Origin of the sequence: Stieleria magnilauensis, assembly GCA_007753675.1 — a bacterium.
GTDB lineage: Bacteria > Planctomycetota > Planctomycetia > Pirellulales > Pirellulaceae > Stieleria > Stieleria magnilauensis.
The window spans coordinates 3344629-3363252 of record CP036432.1 but is presented as its reverse complement, the minus strand read 5'-3'; the positions used below and the strand labels follow the sequence as shown (position 1 = coordinate 3363252).

Below are 18624 nucleotides of genomic sequence, written 5' to 3'. Positions count from 1 at the left end.
TCTTTAGAATCGAATCGGCTTCGGTAACCAGTCACGCAGTCGATCGGCGACGCTTTCGCGTTTCGGGTGGGGTTCCGCCATGGTATCGGCGTGACCCGCGGTGGGGGGCGGAACCGTTCCGGAATGATGGACGACGCCGGCCGCCGGCGAAGAGTTCCCCGTCGCAGAGTCCGATGGAGGGGTGCCCCGCTGATGGGATCGAGCCATCAGGTATCGCGACCACCCATTATTTAGCAGTCCGGCAGCTGGTTTCAAGTTTCCGCGTTGCAGACCTTGGATGGCCAGGAAGGCTTTGTCCTGTAACGCGGTTCGCTCGGCCCCGGTCGGAAACCGGTCGTGCAGATGGACATCATCGATCCAAATTCTTCCCGGCGAGAGGCTGTCGATCGTCAATCGAACGGATTCCATTTCTTCGCGGTGGATTTGTTCGGCTTCCAAGACGACATGCCGCGGTTGCCAGTGTCCGTCACAGGGAACCTGGAATTCGGTTGAGATGCGAACGGGTTTCCCCAATCGATTCCCCTCCAGTGAAACGCGAACGCGGTGTCGAGGTATTTCTTTGTGCGGAGCCGTCGCTGCACTGGTTTTCAAGATCGGCGATGCGTTGGGATCCGCTTCGGCAGTCTTTTTATTTGCACGGATGGCAAACGAGACGGCCAGCCGGCCCGAGCGCGGCACCGGAATGGGTTCGCTGACCAACCAGATGCGGCCAGCCGACGCGGTGTCGGCTGTCATGCGGATCGAATGGGATCCCTCGATGGATTCGCTGGAATCGAGCGTGACGGCGTCGGCGGGGAACTGCGTGTGCATCCAGCCGACGATGCCGACTTGGCCTTCGATCTCGAATCCGCCGTTGGTCAATTCGATGTAATCGTCGGGCAACGCGAGGGTGCCGATTTTGCCGACGACTTCACCGACGTGCGCTTTGAGCCGCTTCAGTGTTTCCGCTCCGCCGACCATGTTGCCCTGCCAAGCGACCAATCGAATCGGATCGGTTTCGCCGCGGACTTGTAGCCGGACGATGGATGTCGGAGCGACGGTCAGCAAACGTGTGTCGGCGACGCCGGTCGGCTGGACAATCGCGTTGGTGTCGTCGGCGCGGAGCAGGCTGCAATCGGCGATCTGCTGCGTGGAAAATTGCAGTTTGACCTGACTGGTCCACGGCGCCGTGTTGATCACGGTGAGTCGGATCGGTGATGGTTGATCGGCCGTTGTGGCTTGGTCAGACGTTGGGGCTTGGTCGGGCGTTGGAGCAGGGGAGGTTTGGGGCACCAACACATGCACGTAGTCCGAATCGAGATCAGCTGATGAAGACACCGGTGTGGCATCGAGCGGCGTTTGCCGGTAGTGATGAATCGTTTCGCGAAACGACCGCTCCAGTGCGAGCGGCAATTCCCTGGCCGGAATCGAAACGCCTTGAGCGGGACTCTGGACACACGAATCCAGGAATCGCAACGATGTCTTCATCGAGGCTTGTCCGTCGATCGCTCCGGTTTCCAGATGCAACAGCCGCCCCGGGTGTGCCGCTTCGTCCAAGTTTGGCCGGCCTGGCCGACGTGGGGTCACCCGTACCGAACCGGACGCGGACCAAGCCGTGATCGCCGCTTCGATGTAGTCGCCGAGCCACAGCGGACCTGGAGCCGCGTTGGCCTGTGCTGATGTTGGGGTGGCAATCCATGCTCGTGGATCGATCGCAACGGAGACTTCATCGTAGCCACACCAAGCGGCGTGGGTGCTCAGCCGCGAGGTGGCTTTCCACAAGTAGAACATCAGTGCGGTGGATTCGGCGTAATCACCTTGCGCGACTTGGGCCATGTAATCCGTGTTCAGGTCGGTCATCCAATCGGGCGAATCAACCCGCAGGGTGACGTGGCGTGACGTCGTGTGTTCGTCCAAAACGGATTCGTCAAAAACGGGTTCGTCCAGAACCAGCGATTCGATGGAAATCGGTTGGTCGCCGGATGGGTTGGTGATCCGGACGAACTCATGGCCGTCGTGCGCGAAGTGCAAGAGTTGATGGGTGACGACGGCGGGAAGTCCGTCCGAGGACACATCCATGGGACGACCGAAGGGCAGCGTCAAGGTGCGCGTGACGGAATGGAATTCGGGCGTGCTCGCGAATTCGATGCGAGCGGTTTTGGGGGCCGCGTCGAGTGTCGATTCGGTCAACGTGATGGACAGTTGATACGGTTGATGCGGTTGCCGTTCGCCCAGAAATCCGACCATGGACTGGCCGGGGGCGAGTTCATGCGACGGGTCGCGCGAGGCGTTGCGCCGCGGCGAGAGGGTCAGTGATTCGCTGACGCGTTTAACGTTCGGGACCAATTTGGTCGCCCCGTTGGGCATCCAGGCCGGTCGCTGCCAATCGGACGGATCCATCGGCTCGATGGGGCCGATTCGTCGCCAGGTGATGGATTCGACGTCCTGATCGGTCGGGTCTTGAAAAACCATCCAGGGCGTCTGCACCGACGCGAGTTGGTTCGGCGAACGTGTCAAACGCGACCAGATGCGGTCGGATTTTTCGCTCAGCCGGCAACGGATTTCGTAGACACCTGGTCGGTCGGGCGAGGAAGCCGCGATCGCGATTGCCTCGGAGTCACCCGAGGGGCTGAGCCGAAGATCGGTCTGTTCGCGGCCGACCACCGCACCGTCTTCGACACGGATCAGCTTGTAATGGAGTGTCAGCTCGCGATCGGCGTATTGTGGTAACGATCGGATCTTGACCGAAAGTTGATGTTCGTCGTCGGCATCGACCAACGGCCAAGCGGGGTTGGTCGAATGAAACGCGAATGGACCAGTCGCCAGATCCGGCCGCGGGCGGTTGGGCGGATCATTCGCCGACACGTCACTGGGCGTGTTTGCCGCAGAGGTGCTTGACGCTGGGCTTGAATCAGTGGCTCCAACCGTCGATGTCTCGATCGAGGTTTCCTTGAACGCCTCTGTCGGCGTTTGCGCGATACACTCCGTCGCCAGCGCCGTCCACACGACCGCCAGTGTGACGCTCGCCGCGAAGGCGAACGCAGCAGAGCGGTGCGCATTGCGGAATGCGGGAGGACATCCGTGTCCGATCATGACAGGTGAAAGTCGCGAGAGTGGAGGAGCAAGACTGGTCGGAGACTAGCTCGCAACGGCCTTGCTCGGCAAGACGAATCGGTCACGAATCCACTCAGCGGCCGCGTCGAGCGTCTCCTGGGCGTCGCGAATCCGATACCCCAACTCGGTCTCGGCGCGGCGGCTGGAATACCAATGGTATTGACTGCTCATTCTCACCCCGGCGCTGTTGAAGTCGGGTTCCCGGCCCGTCACACGTCCCCAGAAGTCGCCGGCCAGCCCGGCCAGGTACTCGATTCCGGGGCCGGCCGACCGGATCGGGGGGCGTGTCCCCATCCGCTTGGCCATTTCGGTCCACAGTTTTTCATAGCTCCAATTGTGCCCGGCGAGAATATATTCGCGACCGTTGGGGCAATCGGCGTCGAGCGCCGCGATCACCCCGGCGGCGACATCGCGGGAATCACACAAGCTGCAGCCACCCGAGGGAGCGATCGGCTTCCAGCCCGATCCGACTTCCAACATCATCCGCCCGCTACTGGGTTTCCAGTCCCACGGCCCGAGCATGAATCCCGGATGCAGGATCACGGTTTCCAGTCCCTCGGGGATCGCCTGACGAACCACATCGACCGACGCGCGTTTGCTTTGGACATAGGCACATGGGATCTGTCCTCCGGCGTGTTCCAAGGGCGTCGTTTCGTCGGCGATCGTGTGGGGTGATCCGAGCGCGATCGCGTTGACGGTTCCGATGGCTGCGAGTCTCTTGGCGTGCCGGACACAGGACTGGACGATACGGCGCGTGCCTTCGCGGTTGACCTGCATCGATTGGTCCATCTGGTGCCAACCCAAATGAATCATCGCGGCGGCGTGGACGACCGCATCGCACTCGGCGATGGCTTGATCGACCGGGTCGTTCGTCGGATCGGCAGTTGAGGCGCCAGCGGATTCGCCAATGGTTTCGCCCTCGGGTCGGCCGTCGGATTGGCTCGTCGGCGGCACCAGTGGACTGTGGACCAGTTCGACGTCCAAGCCTGCAAAGACTTCGGCGTCCGGTTCACTGCGGACCAACGCCAGGACGGCATCGCCGCGCTCGCTGAGTTGGCGGATCACGGTGTTTCCCAGTAGTCCGGTCCCTCCGGTGACGAAGACTCGCATGGTGTGATTGAGTGGCTGGGGTTTGCGGTTCAATGGTCGGTTGGGGAGCCGCCGCGGCGGCGACTTTTGGCCGCCGTCGGCGACGGGAGGATATTCCGGGTTCTGGGGCTGCCAGAGAAATGTTTTTTAATGTGAATTTAGGTTCCCTTAAAGGCCCCTTGGATTTGCTCGCATCGCTGAAAATCGGCAAAAATGAGGTAAGAGGGGCTAAATCCAACGAAACCTTTCCAAGCAGGTGAATTGACAACTGACCTGTGTTTTGACCACCCTGTCGATCACCAATTTGGAGCAGATCGATCGCGAGACCCCGGTGTCACTCTTTGGAGCCACGCTTTGGAGTCTCGGTGCAACGATAGATATGACTTCCCTGGTGTCGTTTCTAGGGCAACCTGTTGCGACAGATTCGAGTCTCGAATCGACGCTGGGTCTGCTCTTCCGAATCTGATGAGAGAACTGCATGTCGCAAGACAAGCTTGAGTTAATACGCAACGCCGGACCGAGTGTCTTGCCGAGTCTACTGCTGTGCGACTTCGGCGATTTAAAAACCGAACTGGCGCGACTGGAAGATGCCGGGACGCAGGTGTTGCACTTGGACGTGATGGACGGCCATTTCGTGCCCAATTTGACGTACGGCATGCCGATCGTCGAAGGCATTCGTCGACACAGCGATCTTCCGATGGACGTCCATCTGATGATCAGCGATCCGTTGCGGTATGCCCAGCCGATGGTCGACGCCGGTGCGGACCTGCTGACGTTTCATGTCGAAGCGGTCGAGGATGCAGGCGAGGTGGCCCGCGAAATTCGCTCGATGGGAGCGGCCGTGGGGGTGGCCTTGAACCCCGACACCGATCTGTCGGCGTTGGATGGATGCCTGGATGATGTCGACATGGTCTTGGTGATGAGTGTCAACGCAGGCTTTGGCGGACAAGCGTTTAATCCGGTCGCCCTGGAAAAGCTGGCCGCGTTGAAACAATCCCATCCGGATCTGTTGCTGGAAATCGATGGCGGCATCAATTTAGAGACGATCGGGGCAGCCCGAGCGGCCGGTTGCGATCTGTTCGTCGTCGGATCGGCGATCTTCAAGCAAGACGACTACGCCGCGGCGATCGCGGCGTTGGATGCCGAAATCGCGGGAGGGGTCTCATGATTCGTTCCGCAACGTTGACCCGAGTGTTGTTGATTCGCCCCGGCGCGACCGATTTCGATGACCAGGGCCGCATGAAGGGTTGTCTGGACATGCCATTGAGCAGCCGTGGTGCCGAACAAGCCGCGTCGTTGGCCAAGGAGCTCGCCAGCGTCAGCGTGAAGACGATTTATTCGTCTCCCTGTGAATCGGCACGCGAGACCGCCAAACGGCTCGCAGACGAACAGCGGGCGGCCGGGCGTGAAGTCAAAGTCAAGATTATCGATGCCTTCAAGAACCTCGATCATGGCCTGTGGCACGGAAAGCTGATCGACGAAGTGCGTCGCAATCATCCCAAGGTCTATCGCCAAGGGGTCGAGCGGCCGGACGAGTTTTGTCCGCCCGGCGGTGAGCCCGTCGCCGGGGCCAAGGCACGTGTCGAAAAGGCGCTGCGAAAGTGCCTGAAAAAAGGACGCGACCACGTCGTCGCCATGGTGATCCCCGAACCGCTGGCGTCGGTCGTCCAGTGTCAGCTCAGCGGTGAAGACCTGGCCAGCGTCTGGAAGAGCGAAACCGACTCGGCATCCTGGTCGATGATCGAAACCGAAATGTAAGGCGGGCTGTGCATGCCAAGTGTCCGAGACGTAGGGCATGCTGTGCATGCTAGGTGTCACGCACAGCGTGACCTACCTAGTTGGCCGGTGACTCAGCTTCCTCTGCCTCGACGTCACCTTCTTCCTCGGTCGTTTCCTCGGCGGGCGATTCGTCCGTGGACGCCTCATCGCTCTCGGTCGTTTCGTCCTTCGGAGTTTCGTCCTTTGGAGTTTCGTCCTTTGGAGTTTCGTCCTTTGCGGCTTCCGCCTTCATTTCCTTGGCGGCTTCGGCCTCTCGGCGTCGCTCCTCTTCCTCAAGCTCTTTCTGTCGTTTGGCGGCCAGTTCCTCTTGTTCCTTGCGGAACCGTTCGTAGCTTTCCGGACTGGTCCGTCCCAAGCCCTGCTCCATCATCTCGGCGAAGCCGCTGAGGGGGAAATCTTCGGAGAGTTCTTCGGAGTCGATCATGATCATGTAGCGGCGGATCGACGCGTACAGATCTTCGGCCGAGTCATCGATGGTCAACACCGGATAGTCTTCAAAGATCTCGTACCAGATCTGGAAGGCTTCCAGGTACAGTTTGATCGCCAAGTCGACTTCGGCTTCTCGGTTGGCCTTTTCGGCGTCGTAGATCAGCTTTCGGGCTTTCACCGTTCGGTCTTCCTGTTCGGCCATGGAAAGGCTTTCCCAGTAGACGTAGTTGATCTGTTTACGCAGGCCATCGGTTTTCTGGATTCGTTGGTCCAGGTCGTCGATTTCGTCCAGGATCTGCAGGGCGGGCAATTGTTTTTCGGTCGGCAGGCGCTGTGCGACCTCCTGGAAATTCGGTTCGATCGCTGCCAGGATATTTGGCATCGCTTCCTTGCCGGCCTCGGTGCGTTGGTCCGGGTCCTTTTCGTAAACGTTGCGCATGTCGATCGGCAGCTGGTCGACCTTTTCTTGCCTCATGTCCAGATAGACTTGTCCGGCAAGTTTGCGGAACTTTTCTGCCAATTCGCCGCGTTCGTTCAGCAGGTCCGCCAGTGATCCCAGTTTGACGGTGAATCGGGCCAGGGTCGGGATGCTTCGTTTGCCGAATCGGTCCCAGTTTTCCGACGCCTTGGTCCAGGCGCTAATGGCGCGTTGATCCAGCACGCCTTCGCTTTCGATGGCTTCGGCGTGTTTGATCGACCACTTCGGACCGGTTTCAAAGAAATTGATCGGGGTCTGACGACGGATCTCGACGCCGGCGTCGACGACATCGTAGCCGTGATTGAGCCACAACCGTCCGACCAACCAATTGTCCGGTTTCTGAAACGGGCCGAGCGCTTCGCTGCTGTCGACGGCGATGCCTTCGTTGGCCAGCGAATCGTGCAGCACGGTGTCGTCGGCAAACAGACGTCGGAATTGACGTTTCTCGTCCGACATGCCGATCTTCTGGCCGTAGAACCAACCGGTGTACCAGATCAGCCGCGGGGCTTTGCGGTTTTGACGCACGCCACGGGTTAGAAACTCGGTGCCTTCGCGGACCATTTCGTAACGCTGACGATAGTCATCGAACTCGACCGAAACGTTGTAGGCCAGGTTGTGAGCCTGGTGTTCCCAAACCTTGTCGTAGTGCGGCTGCAACAGGGCGATGTTGTTCAGGGCTGCCTTCAGGCGATCCCATTCGTGCAGCACCCGGTACTTGTGCGCCTTTTCCCACAACAGCGTTGCGGCGACACCACGCAGCCCGAGCGACGCGAGTTTCATCGTTTCGCTGGCCGGGCTGATTTCACCGAGGTCGCTTTCGGCGATCCCAAATTCTTGGCGCATCGTGGCCAGTTGACCGCCTGAATCGGCGGTGCCATCGGAGGGCTGGCCCAACAGATAAAGCGGGACCAAGGTCGCCACAAGAATCACCAGGTAAATGATTTTGCGACGAAACGCAGTCGACTGATTCATGCCGCGATCTCACGAGCTTTCAAAAAGAAGTAACTGATCAAAAATGCCAACAGGCAATAGCCGAGTGTCGCGACGCTGTGACGCGCCAACACGGCGTTGAAAATATCGATTCCGCTGGCGGCGTATTCGGCCGTCGAAACCATCCGCGGCAGGTTCGGCAATGCCGTAGCCACGGCGTCCATGGTGTAGACGATCACCGCATCAGCCGACTTGATCAAGGTGTTGGCAACACCTTCAACGTCCAGCTGGGTGGTCATCGCGTCTTGTTTGACCAGACGCACCAAGGACTCGATCGGGCCGCCGCCGCGTTCGATGTTCGAATCGATAAAGTGACGGGTGTCATAGATGCTCTCGGCGGAAAATCCGAGCAGCACGCAGACCGCGGTGGCTACCATCGCGACCGGTCCGCTCAGGAACGTACTGAACATCACGCCGAACGCAATGATCATCGTCATCTGCAACCAGATCGAACCGTACGCCTTGGTCAGATTCCAAGCAAAGCTGGATTCCGCCGGGCGGAGATACAGACCGCTCTTGGTCACCCCGAGGTACTGGCTGCTGTCCAAGCATTTCAGCAGGATCTGCATGCGGCCGTCTTCGGTCACGACGTAGTCAAACACGTTTCGCGTTTCCACTTCGCCGGTTTCCTTGTTCAGCCATTCGAACGTCAGCGGCAGCTCACGCTCATCGATCTGGTACTCCTCCACGGTGAACTGCTTGGGAGTCAATGAAAAGCCGGTGTCGGGATTCTTGAACGTCAACGATCCGCGAATGCCCGACTCGATGTCGCCTTTGAACGATCGGTAGGCGCGGATCGACAGGTCGAACGGGATCTTGTCGGGGAAGCGTTGCCGCGTCACGTTGTCGAACGTGAACTCGGCCATCCCCAGCGTTCCGCCTTCGACGTAGGAGTGTTCCAGTTTGCGGTTTCCTTTGGCGACACCGATCAGCCGCGAGATGCCGGCCGAGCCGTAGCCGCCGGCGAGCCGTTCGGCTCCGACGTCGATGCCGGAGTCTTTGGGATCACCGTTGCGGTCGTAGAACTGGATTTCCCCATAGGACGGAATACGGGCTCGCAACTGACCGGTCGGCGGGCCGATGGTGAACGACCCATCGTCGAGGCGGGTGACAACGTGGCGGTGTCCACGGACGAAATTGGTTAGCCCCTGAGTTTCACCGGCCTCGATCGTGAAGGTGTGCTGGTGTTTGCGGACGCGGTCGGTCTTCCCGACGATCCGGCCGTCGATTTCATTCGCCTCGACGACTCCGTAGTGGGTGTGGTCGAGCCCGCGATCGACGAAGATATAACTGGCCAATCCCATCGGGATCAGCATCACGGTTCCGACGGCGACAAAGCCCAGCATCCGTCCGAGCACGATTTCGGTCGCGCGAACGGGTTTGGTCACGATCGTGTAGATCGTACGGTTCTCGATGTCTTGCGGCAGCGAAAACGCGCTGATGAACAACGCCAGGGCTAACACCAGGTAGTTGGTCGCGGTGAGCACAAAACTGATATACAGTCGCGCCGGGTCGTCGCTTTCGGGGTTCAGGAACCAACCGGCCAGCAGCAGGATAACGACGAACAAGCCGACGACGAACAACACACGGCGACGAATGGCTTCTTTGAACGCCAACCGTGCCAACGCCACGATCCGGCTGGGGCTGGTGCCCGGCAGATCGGTGCGGAGCAGGTCGCGGATCGCACGGGCGACGGCGTAGAATCCCTCACCGGGGCCGTAGCGGGCGGCGGAGATCACATAGCCGACCAGCAATCCCAGCACGATCGCCAGGACGATCAGCACGACGCCTTGCAGGAAGGCGCTTTCGAGAAACGCTCCGGGCCGGAACAGCCATTCGGAAAAGGTCCAGAAATCATCTGGTTGCAAATTCATGATTTGTCACTCCCCGCTTGCGATCCATCGGCGGCGGAGGCGTCGGCGGCCGGCTCATCGGCGGCCGGCTCATCGGCGGCCGGCTCATCGGCGGCCGGCTCATCGGCGGCCGGTTCGTCGCTGGCGGTGGCCGAGACGCGACGAGCGCCGGGTCGGGCTTCGCTTTCGCGGACGATGTTGAGGAACAAGTCCTCCATCGTCGCGGTCGGGTTGTCCATCGATTTCAGGTCCGCACCGTGCCGCGCGATGACCTCGCGAATTTCGTTCTTGGCCTCTTCGCTGAGCCCACTGGCGTGGACTTCGGTCACGTCTTGGACCTTCAGCAGGTCGGTCACGCGTCCGAGTTCTTTCAGTTCGCCCTGGTGCAAGATGGCGACACGATCACAGACGTCCTGCACGTCACCGAGTTGGTGGCTGCACAGCAGAATGGTTTTTCCTTGATCGCGAAGGGCCAAGATCAGGTCCTTCATCTCGCGGATCCCGATCGGGTCCAAGCCGGTGGTGGGCTCGTCCAACAGGATCAGGTCGGGGTCGTTGATCAGCGCCTGGGCCAAGCCGACGCGGCGCCGCATCCCTTTACTGTATTCACGCAGTTGGCGGTGGCGGGCGCCTTGCAACCCGACCAGCGTCAGCAGTTCCTCGACGCGTTGTTTTCGCTGTCGCCCGGACATGTCGAACAGGCGTCCGTAAAAGTCCAGGGTCTCTTCGGCGTTGAGGAACTGATACAGATAGGATTCTTCGGGAAGGTAGCCGATCTGCTCGTTCTTTTTGGTTTCGGTGGCGTCTTTGTCAAACACCAGAACACGTCCGCTGGTGGGGAACAGCAAGCCCAAGATCAATTTGATCGTGGTCGACTTGCCCGAGCCGTTGGGGCCGAGCAGACCGAAGATCTCGCCCTTGCGGACTTCGATGTCCAAGGATTTCAATGCGTGGACTTTCTTTCGGCCCCAGAAATCCTTGTAAATCTTGCTCAGGTTGCGGGTTTCGATGACGACATCACTGCCCGTCGCAGTGGAGCGGGCGGCGACCGGAGCGGCGCCGGCGGGGGTGTTTTCGTCGGCGGAGTCCGCGACGGCGGTTGAATCGGTATCCACGAACAAAGGCTTCCGTAGAAAAGGGCAAAAGGGTGGGCTGATAAGGCAGAAACAGTCGGCCCTGTCTAAAAATCCAGCCGGAATATTGAGGGTTGGTTACGCTACGCGAGATTGCTACCGGCGGTTCGGACTTTTTCCGCCAGACTCTTTTTATAAGTCTTCGCCACGATGCGTCGTTGCCAAGGCGGTACCGGCCTTGGCACAATACCGCGGCGCCCGCGGGCGAAGCGAGAGGCGGCTCGGCAAGCAGCCTGTCGATTGTGTCGATATTCCGAATTCAACGCGGTAGCGCTGGCCCGACGTGTAACCGAGGGCGCGGCGCAGACCCTTGGCTTCCGCCTGCGGGCTGAAACCGACAGGCCGCCAGCGCCCGCGCCCCAACGCCAAATTCCCCTTGCTCCAGACCACTTCGTGCTTGATCCGCGCAACGTCGAACCGCCAAGTCGCCGATCGGACTACCAGCAGGCCGTCGCGTACCTCTATGACCGGATCGATTACGAACGAACCGCTGGCAGCCGAAATGACCATCTTTTTCGGCTCGAACGCACCGAAGAACTGTTTCAACAGCTCGGACTCGGCGGCTACCTCCACCGCCGACCCCGCGGCGAAGGCGGAGATCACCAGCCGTCCGGCCGGCAAGGCGATCGCGGCCCCAAAGTCCCCCTGATTCATTTGGCCGGCACCAAGGGCAAAGGGTCCACCGCGACCATGGTCAGCCAGATTCTGACCGCCGCCGGCTATCGCGTCGGCCTGTACACGTCGCCCCACCTGACCGATCTGGAAGAACGTTTTCGCATCGATGGGGTGCCTTGCAGCCACCAGGACCTGATCGAGTTGGTCCAACGGGTTGCCCCCGTGGTCGATCCGCTCGATGCATCGGGCAACCCGGTGTCGTTTTTCGAATTGACCACGGCGATGGCGGTGCTGCACTTCGACCACAACGATTGCGACGTGATTGTCTTAGAAGTCGGCCTCGGCGGCCGCCTCGATAGCACCAATGTCTGTGCCAGCACCGTTGCGGCGATCACCTCGATCGGCCTGGACCATCAACGCGTCCTGGGAGACTCGATCGGGGAAATTGCGGCCGAGAAAGCCGGGATCATCAAAGGCGGCGTGCCGGTCGTCTCCGGGGCGGTTCAACCGGAGGCGCAGGCGGCGATCCGCCGGGCCGCCCGGCGCGGCGGCAGCGTGCTGTTTGAAAAAGGCCTGGACTTTGACGTTCGCATCGGCCCGCAACTGGCCGTCGGCAGTCAATTCGTCTACCACGCCTCCGCCGCCGATCTGGCCTCTCGTGATCTGGCCTCTCGGGATCTGGCCGCGGGGGAATCGACCGACGGTTTGCCGCTGTTCCTCGCGCTCGATGGGGCACACCAGGTTCACAACGCGGCCATCGCCATCTCGATCATCCGGCTGTTGAACAGCCACCACGTCGCAAAGGGCCCTCACGTCGCCAAGGGCCCGCACGTCGCCAAGAGATTGTCCGTCAGCGACCAACAGATCGCCGCGGGGCTGCAAAGCGTCCGCTGCATGGGGCGATTGGAGCGGTTTTGGTTGCAGCCGCAATCGCCCCTCGAATCGGCCCCCATCCAAGTGGTGCTGGACACCGCACACAATCACGATTCGATCCTGGCCTTGTGCCAAACGATCAACCGCCGCATGATCGAGCCGCCTCTTGGTCACTGCGATTTGAATTCAACCGGGCAGTACAGCCGCCCCCTCGTCGTGATCTTCGCAACCAGTCGAGACAAGGACGTCTCGTTGATGGCCGCGGAACTCGGCAAGATTGCCGACGAAATCATCTGCACCCGCTACACGACCAATCCACGCGCGGTGTCGGCCGATCAGTTGGTCGACGCGTTCGCCCCACTCGGCGACACGCTGCAAAGCGGACGGGACCGAGACGTGAAGATTCGCTGTGTCGAGGATCCACAGCTCGCACTCGATGTGGGCATCGGGTCGGCAGGTGGCGGAACGTTGATCATCTGCGGGTCCTTTTTTCTGGCCGGCGAACTGCGTCCGCGACTGTTATCGCTGTCCGATCTGCGGCGAAGCGACAATCGCTGCGTGGCGGCGGATCCCACCGACCAGGCGTCGTGATCACCATGCACCCCGAGACCTCTGAGGCACAGTCGCGACCCTGCCACCTGCGTGTTTGGCATGCGGCGACGTCGACCGACCAGCGGGGCGAATTTGAACGCCGCTGTGAACGTTGGCTGGCCCAGGATGAACTGATCCACGCCGATCGTTTCCAACGCACCACCACTCGCAATCAACATGTCGTCGGTCGCGCCATGGCGCGCCGTCTGCTGGCAGCCCGCAACGTGGCGCCCCAGGAGATTCGTTTCGGCATGGGCCAACACGGCAAACCGCAAGTCGTGATGCCCGATGAAGCGATTCAGCCGTTCAATATCGCGCACACCGACGGGTTGGTTTTATGCGGCGTCGCCGATCCGCAGGTCGATTTGGTCGGCGTGGATGTGGAATCGATTCACCGTCGCACTTCGACCGAACTGGCCGAACGGTACTTTGCCGAGCCGGAAGTGCAGTTCTTGCGTCGCCAGCCGAGCGAGTTGCAGCAATACTTCTTTCTGCGGATCTGGACTCTCAAAGAAGCCTTCATCAAAGCCATCGGGACGGGGTTGCACACGCCCCTGGCCGATTTCGCGTTTGATCAAATCGAATCGGAGCGACCTGTGATTCGTTTCCTGACACCGGGATTGGACATGGAAAAGCAGTGGAGTTTTGTATGCTCTTCACCAAGAGAAGGGTACATCGCCTCCGCTGCGGTCGCCGTGACGGGCGAGGCTTCGCAGGCGACGGTCAACTGGCAGCCCTTCGAGGATCTCGTTGGGGGGGCGAGTAATCGCTCAAATGTCGGAGAACAACTTTGACAAAACAGTCCAAGATATGTCAGACTGTGAGCAGATGGAGATAGGCGGCTCGACGTTTTGAGACGTTGCTTTTCACCCCCTCCCCGCCTCAATGCTTATGTCTGAAAGCTCAATCACCCTGATCTTGAATCAGCTTCGTCAGGCGGGAACCGATGAAGAACGCCAGGCCGCCGCGGCAAAGCTGTATCGTTGTTACCGTGGCCAGGTCGAGCGTGTCGCGCGAACTCGGCTGACCACCGGCGGCGGTTTGGCCGATGAGGAAGATGTTGCCCAAAGCGCCTTCCGTAGTTTTTTCGACCGGATCGAAACGGGCCAGTTGGACGCGCTCGTCACCGGCGGACAGGCTTGGGCGATCTTGGCGCGACTGACACGAAACAAAGCGATCGACTCGGTCCGCTACGACAACGCGTTGTGCCGCGGCGGTGAAGGCGGACGTCGTCCCGCAGAACCCCAGGCCGGCGAGTCGGCAAACGGCGCCTCGCTCAAGTCAAACCGGTTGGATCGCCTGGAGCCCCAAACGGGTTCGTCAAACCCCGGTGTGTCCCGGTCGGGCCCGCTGGCGGGCGGACGCAACCGATTAGCGCTCGGCGACGGGTTATCGCTCGGCGACGGGTTATCGCTCGGCGACGGGTTATCGCTCGGCGACGGGGCCAACCCGAGTTCCTCGCGAATTGAATTCGCTTCGCGACGTGTGGGGCGAAAGCATGAGGATTATCCGCTCGACGCGGTTCGCGACAGGAACCAACGCTCCGGTGCTGAACAGGCGGCGTCCAACGAAGCGATCGAGCAGTTTTTGGAACAGCTTTCCGAAGCGACGTTGCGCGGAATCGTGTCGTTGAAGTTGCATGGGTTTACCAACGAGGAGATCGCCGAGCAACTCGGCTGCGCCACGCGGACGGTGGAGCGAAAACTGAATTTGATCCGTCGATTGTGGAGTCCGATCTTGGAGAACTCCGATGAACACCGGCAAACCTGATTCGCACGGGGGGTCGGCAGAAGATTCACGCGAGAAGTGGATCACGATCGATCGGTTGTGCGATGCCTACGAAGCGTCGCTTCAAGAAGGCGAGGTCGAGCGGGCTCCGTTTCTGGCCGGGGTGCCCAAAGACTGGCGGACTCAGTTGACGCAGGAACTGGACGCCATCGACGCAGCGTACCGCGACGCCGAAGAGACCCGCGATCAGACGGTCAAGGTTCCCGCCAGCGATCTGAACAGTCGTCGCTTGCCGACGTCGAGCCGCTTGGCGGAGTTGGCCACGCTGGATCGTGACAAGGTTTGGCTGGGACGGTTTGAAATCCGCAAACGGCTCGGCACCGGGGCGACCGGCAGCGTGTGGTGTGCGCGAGACGCTCGGCTGGCGCGTTGGGTGGCGCTAAAGGTCCCGCATGCTTCGCGGGTGACCAGTGAAACCAGTGCGGCACGTTTTCAAACCGAGGCTCGTGCCGCGGCTGCCATCACGCATCCCAACGTGGTCCAAGTCCACGAAGTCTTGATCGAGGACGGTTTGCCGATCTTGATCCAACAGTGGATCGATGGACCGTCGCTGGCCCGGTACCTGAAAGATCACGGTCCTCTGGATTTCGATCAGGCGGCGGACTGGATGTCGCAAATGGCCGACGCCGTCGCCTGTGCCCACGACCATGGCATCGTGCACCGCGACCTCAAGCCCGCCAACGTGATGCTCAACAAGAACCGTCCCATGGTTCTCGATTTCGGCTTGGCCAGCTACCCCCAGTTTTCGTCCGGATTGACCACCGAGGGTACGGTCCTGGGGACGCCGGCTTACATGAGTCCCGAGCAGGCCGAAGGCGCCGAAAACGCCAACCAGCCGGCGACGGATATCTATGCACTGGGCACCATCCTGTATGAGATGCTGGTCGGAACGCCGCCGTTTGTCGGCAAAGCACGCGAGGTGTTGCAAGCGAACAAGACCGCAATTCCGACGCCTCCCCGCAGCCGGCGCGCGGCGATCCCTCGTGATCTGGAAACCATCACGCTGCGGTGCTTGGCGAAATCACCCACCGCACGCTACCGATCGGCAGCCGATCTGCGCGATGATTTGCAACGGTTTCGCAGACGCGAGCCGATCCTGGCACGCAAGGTGTCGCTGTTGGAAAACATCTGGGTTTGGGGGCGACTTCATCCCGCCTATGCGTTGTTGGTGATGGGAATTCCGGTGGTTCTCATACTGCTGATGGGAATCCTGGTCGCCCAGGTGCGGCACATCCAACTGAGCGATCGTGCCAATCGGTTGGTCCGTCAAAATGAACAAAGCGAAGCCGAACGCGAGGCGTTGCTGGTCCACCGCCACATGGTCGAACTGTCCCGGGCGTCGCATGAGTTGGCCGAAGGCGACCGCACCCGTGGGCTGGAACTTTTGCGCAACATTCCCGATTCGATGCGGAATTGGGAATGGCGACTGCTCGATCTCATTTCCCACTCACCCTCGACCGTGCTCAACGCCGACGTCCCGGGCGTCTCCTCGACAGTGGCGATCAACGCGTTGGCCGTTTCGCGTCAACACCAATGGATGTTTGCCGCCTGCAGCGATGGGACGATTTTAAAATGGAAGCTGCCGTCCGATCGAGAGTTCTTCAACGCCGACGAGGATCAACGACGCGGGCTCGGTCCCGCACAGATTCTCGTGCGATCACAGGGCTCGGTCCACGCGTTGGCCGTCAGCCCGGACGAAAAATGGTTGTGCTGGATCGATCGAGACGGCGCCGTGACGGTTTGGGATCTGCAGGAAAACGAACAGGACCAGCGGATCGCCGTGCCCAAGTTGCGACGCGGTCATGCGATCGCCTTTTCCCCCGATTCGAAACGACTGCTGGTCGGCGGCGGGTCTAACGCCAGTGGAACGCGCGCCATCGATGAGCACAGCTGGTTGGTCTTGTTGCAGCGAAATGATGCGGGCGAGTTCACTCTCACACTTGAACGCCAATGGGCCGACCGGCCCGCGATCACCGCCTTGCAATTCACCGATGACACCAGGTTTATTACGACCCGCGGACGTTTTGAGGCGCCGATGGGATCGATGGGGTTTGTGGAACATTGGCGGGTCACCCCCGATGCGTTCGGCCACGAAGGGTTGATCTGGCGTGGGCTGGGCATGCGTGGATTGGACTTTCACCCCCAAACGCATCGGATCGCCTGGTGCGACGACATCGGAATGACTTATGTCAAGGATTTGCGAATGCCGCTGAGGCACCCGCCCAGTCAGTTCCAGGCCAGTCAGCGCGCGGCCTCGCAAGTTCGCTTCTCTCCCGACGGAGACGAATTGATCGTCAGCGGTCGTGATGGCAATGTTTCGCGTTGGTCGCTGACGGGGATTTCCGTCGCCGAGTCGCCCCCGCAACCCGCCAAGGCGTCCACGCCAGCGACTGAGTCGGCAACTGAGTCGGCAACTGAGTCGGCGCCGCCCAAGAAGACGGGTACGGCTGACGAGGCGTCGCCGCCCGAAGAGAAGTCCGCCGACGATCCCCATTCGCTGCCCACCGAATCGTTCGCGATTCGACTGATCCGTGATTACCGCGGGCACGAGAACACGGTCGGGGATGTGCTTTACCTTGCCCCCTGTCGCAAGCTTGCCAAACCGAAATCGGGCGAGCCGCCGTTTCGTTTTTGTCAACCGTTTCTTGTCACCGCCAGCGAAGATGGCAAGGTGCTGTTGTGGTCCAACGACGGCCACGACGCGATCGAAACGCTGAATGTTTCCGACCGCATCTTGGTGGATGCCGCTTGGGTTTCGCCACGACAAATTGCCGTCGCGATCGCCGGGGCAAGACGTCACCGGAGCCTGTTCTATAAGTCCTTCTCGCTGAGCAAACACGCGTTGGACGTTGAACTGCGACGTGTCTGGGCGGCACGCGGAATCGGCAGCATGCAGCTTCATGGCGATGTTCGGCGGACAGGGTGGGGGCCACCCCGATTCGTCGTCCATACGCGAAGCGCAATCTCAGTGTTTGAATCCGGGAAAACCGACTTGGTCACCCAACGATCGATCGATGTGCAGCGACGCGCCCAGTTGACCGCCGTCAGCCTGATCGATTCACAACATCTCGTCGCGTCCTTTGCTCAGGACGTCAAGCTTTCGAAAGAAGAGGCTAAAGCGAATCCGAACGGCAATGCAACCATCCGCGAAGAGGGCCTGTTGTTGTTTGACTTGACCACCGACGCGCCCCCGCAGAAGTTGATGTTGCCACGGCTGGGTGGCATTTCTCGACTGAAGGTGGCTCCGTCGGGCGATCGAATCTTCGGATGCACCCGGGCTGGACGTGTTTTCTATGCGACGGTCTTGCGATCGGATGACGGCCAATGGCAGTGGGCGGACACACCGGTGCAAGTCTGGAAGGCGCATCCCAGTTCGGTCAATGACCTGGTTTGGCTCGCCGATCGAAACCAGGTGGCGACCGTCGGTGACGACGGCAGTTGTGCGATCTGGAATCCCGGTGAGATGCCGGAAGACGATTTGACCTCTCCGGCGACGGCCGGCCACCTCGCACATCCATTGGACACTCCGTTTCCAGACGCCGTCGCGGACTCGCAACCACCCCAGCTGGGTCAGCGTTTGCTGGTCAGCAGCAGTCCCGTGACTCGCGTGACGGCGTCGATCACGGGGGACCGGATCGTGACGGTCGGATCCGATCGAGTCATCCGGATTTGGGACACGCACAGCGGATTGGAATTGATCGCCTTGCAACCACGGAAAGAGCGTGTCGTGGGAGTCGAGTTCAGCCCCGACGATCGTTACCTGATGATCGCCGAAGCCAACTCTCGGATCGAAGTCATTCGTCTAGTCGACGAATCGACGAAGGAAGAGGTTGAGGCCCGTAGGCTCGCGCCAAACGGCTGATTATCAATTGACATCAGCCGGTTCGCGCCAGCGTCCGGGCATCTCGGCTTG

11 protein-coding genes are annotated in these 18624 nt (G+C 60.5%); 6 read left to right on the top strand and 5 right to left on the bottom strand.

Annotated features, from left to right (window positions below; translation table 11 throughout):
- Positions 1-3: 3 nt before the first annotated feature.
- Both TBK1r_RS11805 and TBK1r_RS11800 read right to left on the bottom strand, forming a co-directional pair.
- Complete coding sequence (locus tag TBK1r_RS11805; protein WP_145210453.1) at positions 4-3072, bottom strand: hypothetical protein; 3069 nt, start codon at positions 3070-3072, stop codon at positions 4-6.
- Between the two features lie 45 nt (positions 3073-3117).
- A complete protein-coding gene (locus tag TBK1r_RS11800) occupies positions 3118-4203 on the bottom strand; it encodes an SDR family oxidoreductase (RefSeq protein WP_145210450.1) in 1086 nt (361 codons plus the stop codon).
- A 457-nt stretch (positions 4204-4660) separates the two neighbouring features.
- On the opposite strand from TBK1r_RS11800, the gene rpe reads away from it, so the two are divergent.
- Positions 4661-5350, top strand: a complete 690-nt coding sequence (gene rpe / locus TBK1r_RS11795; protein WP_145210448.1) for a ribulose-phosphate 3-epimerase — start codon at positions 4661-4663, stop codon at positions 5348-5350.
- The gene (locus TBK1r_RS11790; RefSeq protein ID WP_145210445.1) at positions 5347-5940 is read left to right on the top strand and encodes a histidine phosphatase family protein; all 594 of its coding nucleotides are present in this window, start codon (positions 5347-5349) and stop codon (positions 5938-5940) included. The genes rpe and TBK1r_RS11790 overlap by 4 nt, the downstream gene beginning before the upstream one ends.
- A gap of 76 nt (positions 5941-6016) precedes the next feature.
- Here TBK1r_RS11790 and TBK1r_RS11785 read toward each other — a convergent pair whose 3' ends face one another.
- The 3 genes from TBK1r_RS11785 to TBK1r_RS11775 are packed head-to-tail and all read right to left on the bottom strand — an operon-like array spanning position 6017 to position 10826.
- On the bottom strand, positions 6017-7840 hold the full coding sequence (locus TBK1r_RS11785) for an IRE (iron responsive element) (RefSeq protein WP_145210442.1): 1824 nt from the start codon (positions 7838-7840) through the stop codon (positions 6017-6019).
- Positions 7837-9732, bottom strand: a complete 1896-nt coding sequence (locus TBK1r_RS11780) for an ABC transporter permease (protein ID WP_145210439.1) — start codon at positions 9730-9732, stop codon at positions 7837-7839. The genes TBK1r_RS11785 and TBK1r_RS11780 overlap by 4 nt, the downstream gene beginning before the upstream one ends.
- Positions 9729-10826 carry an ABC transporter ATP-binding protein gene (locus TBK1r_RS11775; protein WP_145210436.1) on the bottom strand — a complete coding sequence of 366 codons (1098 nt, stop codon included), beginning with the start codon at positions 10824-10826 and terminating at the stop codon, positions 9729-9731. The genes TBK1r_RS11780 and TBK1r_RS11775 overlap by 4 nt, the downstream gene beginning before the upstream one ends.
- A gap of 411 nt (positions 10827-11237) precedes the next feature.
- Between TBK1r_RS11775 and TBK1r_RS11770 the strand changes: the two genes are divergently transcribed.
- The 4 genes from TBK1r_RS11770 to TBK1r_RS11755 all read left to right on the top strand — a co-directional run bounded on the left by TBK1r_RS11770 (position 11238) and on the right by TBK1r_RS11755 (position 18573).
- Positions 11238-12923, top strand: coding sequence for a bifunctional folylpolyglutamate synthase/dihydrofolate synthase (locus tag TBK1r_RS11770; RefSeq protein WP_419581255.1), 1686 nt, complete (start codon positions 11238-11240; stop codon positions 12921-12923).
- Between the two features lie 5 nt (positions 12924-12928).
- Complete coding sequence (locus TBK1r_RS11765) at positions 12929-13717, top strand: 4'-phosphopantetheinyl transferase family protein (RefSeq protein WP_145210430.1); 789 nt, start codon at positions 12929-12931, stop codon at positions 13715-13717.
- A gap of 97 nt (positions 13718-13814) precedes the next feature.
- Positions 13815-14693: a sigma-70 family RNA polymerase sigma factor gene (locus TBK1r_RS11760; RefSeq protein ID WP_419581254.1), complete on the top strand. Its 879-nt coding sequence runs from the start codon at positions 13815-13817 to the stop codon at positions 14691-14693.
- Entirely contained in the window at positions 14674-18573 is a 3900-nt protein-coding gene (locus TBK1r_RS11755; RefSeq protein ID WP_145210424.1) for a WD40 repeat domain-containing serine/threonine protein kinase, read from the top strand. Before TBK1r_RS11760 ends, TBK1r_RS11755 begins: the two co-directional genes overlap by 20 nt.
- The last annotated feature ends 51 nt before the right edge of the window (positions 18574-18624 follow it).

Bases quoted from the DNA above. Each gene is read 5' to 3' on its own strand.
- TBK1r_RS11765 (WP_145210430.1), top strand. From the start codon at position 12,929: ATGCACCCCGAGACCTCTGAGGCACAGTCGCGACCCTGCCACCTGCGT.
- TBK1r_RS11805 (WP_145210453.1), bottom strand. From the start codon at position 3,072: ATGATCGGACACGGATGTCCTCCCGCATTCCGCAATGCGCACCGCTCT.
- TBK1r_RS11800 (WP_145210450.1), bottom strand. From the start codon at position 4,203: ATGCGAGTCTTCGTCACCGGAGGGACCGGACTACTGGGAAACACCGTG.
- TBK1r_RS11790 (WP_145210445.1), top strand. From the start codon at position 5,347: ATGATTCGTTCCGCAACGTTGACCCGAGTGTTGTTGATTCGCCCCGGC.
- TBK1r_RS11785 (WP_145210442.1), bottom strand. From the start codon at position 7,840: ATGAATCAGTCGACTGCGTTTCGTCGCAAAATCATTTACCTGGTGATT.
- TBK1r_RS11755 (WP_145210424.1), top strand. From the start codon at position 14,674: ATGAACACCGGCAAACCTGATTCGCACGGGGGGTCGGCAGAAGATTCA.
- rpe (WP_145210448.1), top strand. From the start codon at position 4,661: ATGTCGCAAGACAAGCTTGAGTTAATACGCAACGCCGGACCGAGTGTC.
- TBK1r_RS11780 (WP_145210439.1), bottom strand. From the start codon at position 9,732: ATGAATTTGCAACCAGATGATTTCTGGACCTTTTCCGAATGGCTGTTC.
- TBK1r_RS11760 (WP_419581254.1), top strand. From the start codon at position 13,815: ATGTCTGAAAGCTCAATCACCCTGATCTTGAATCAGCTTCGTCAGGCG.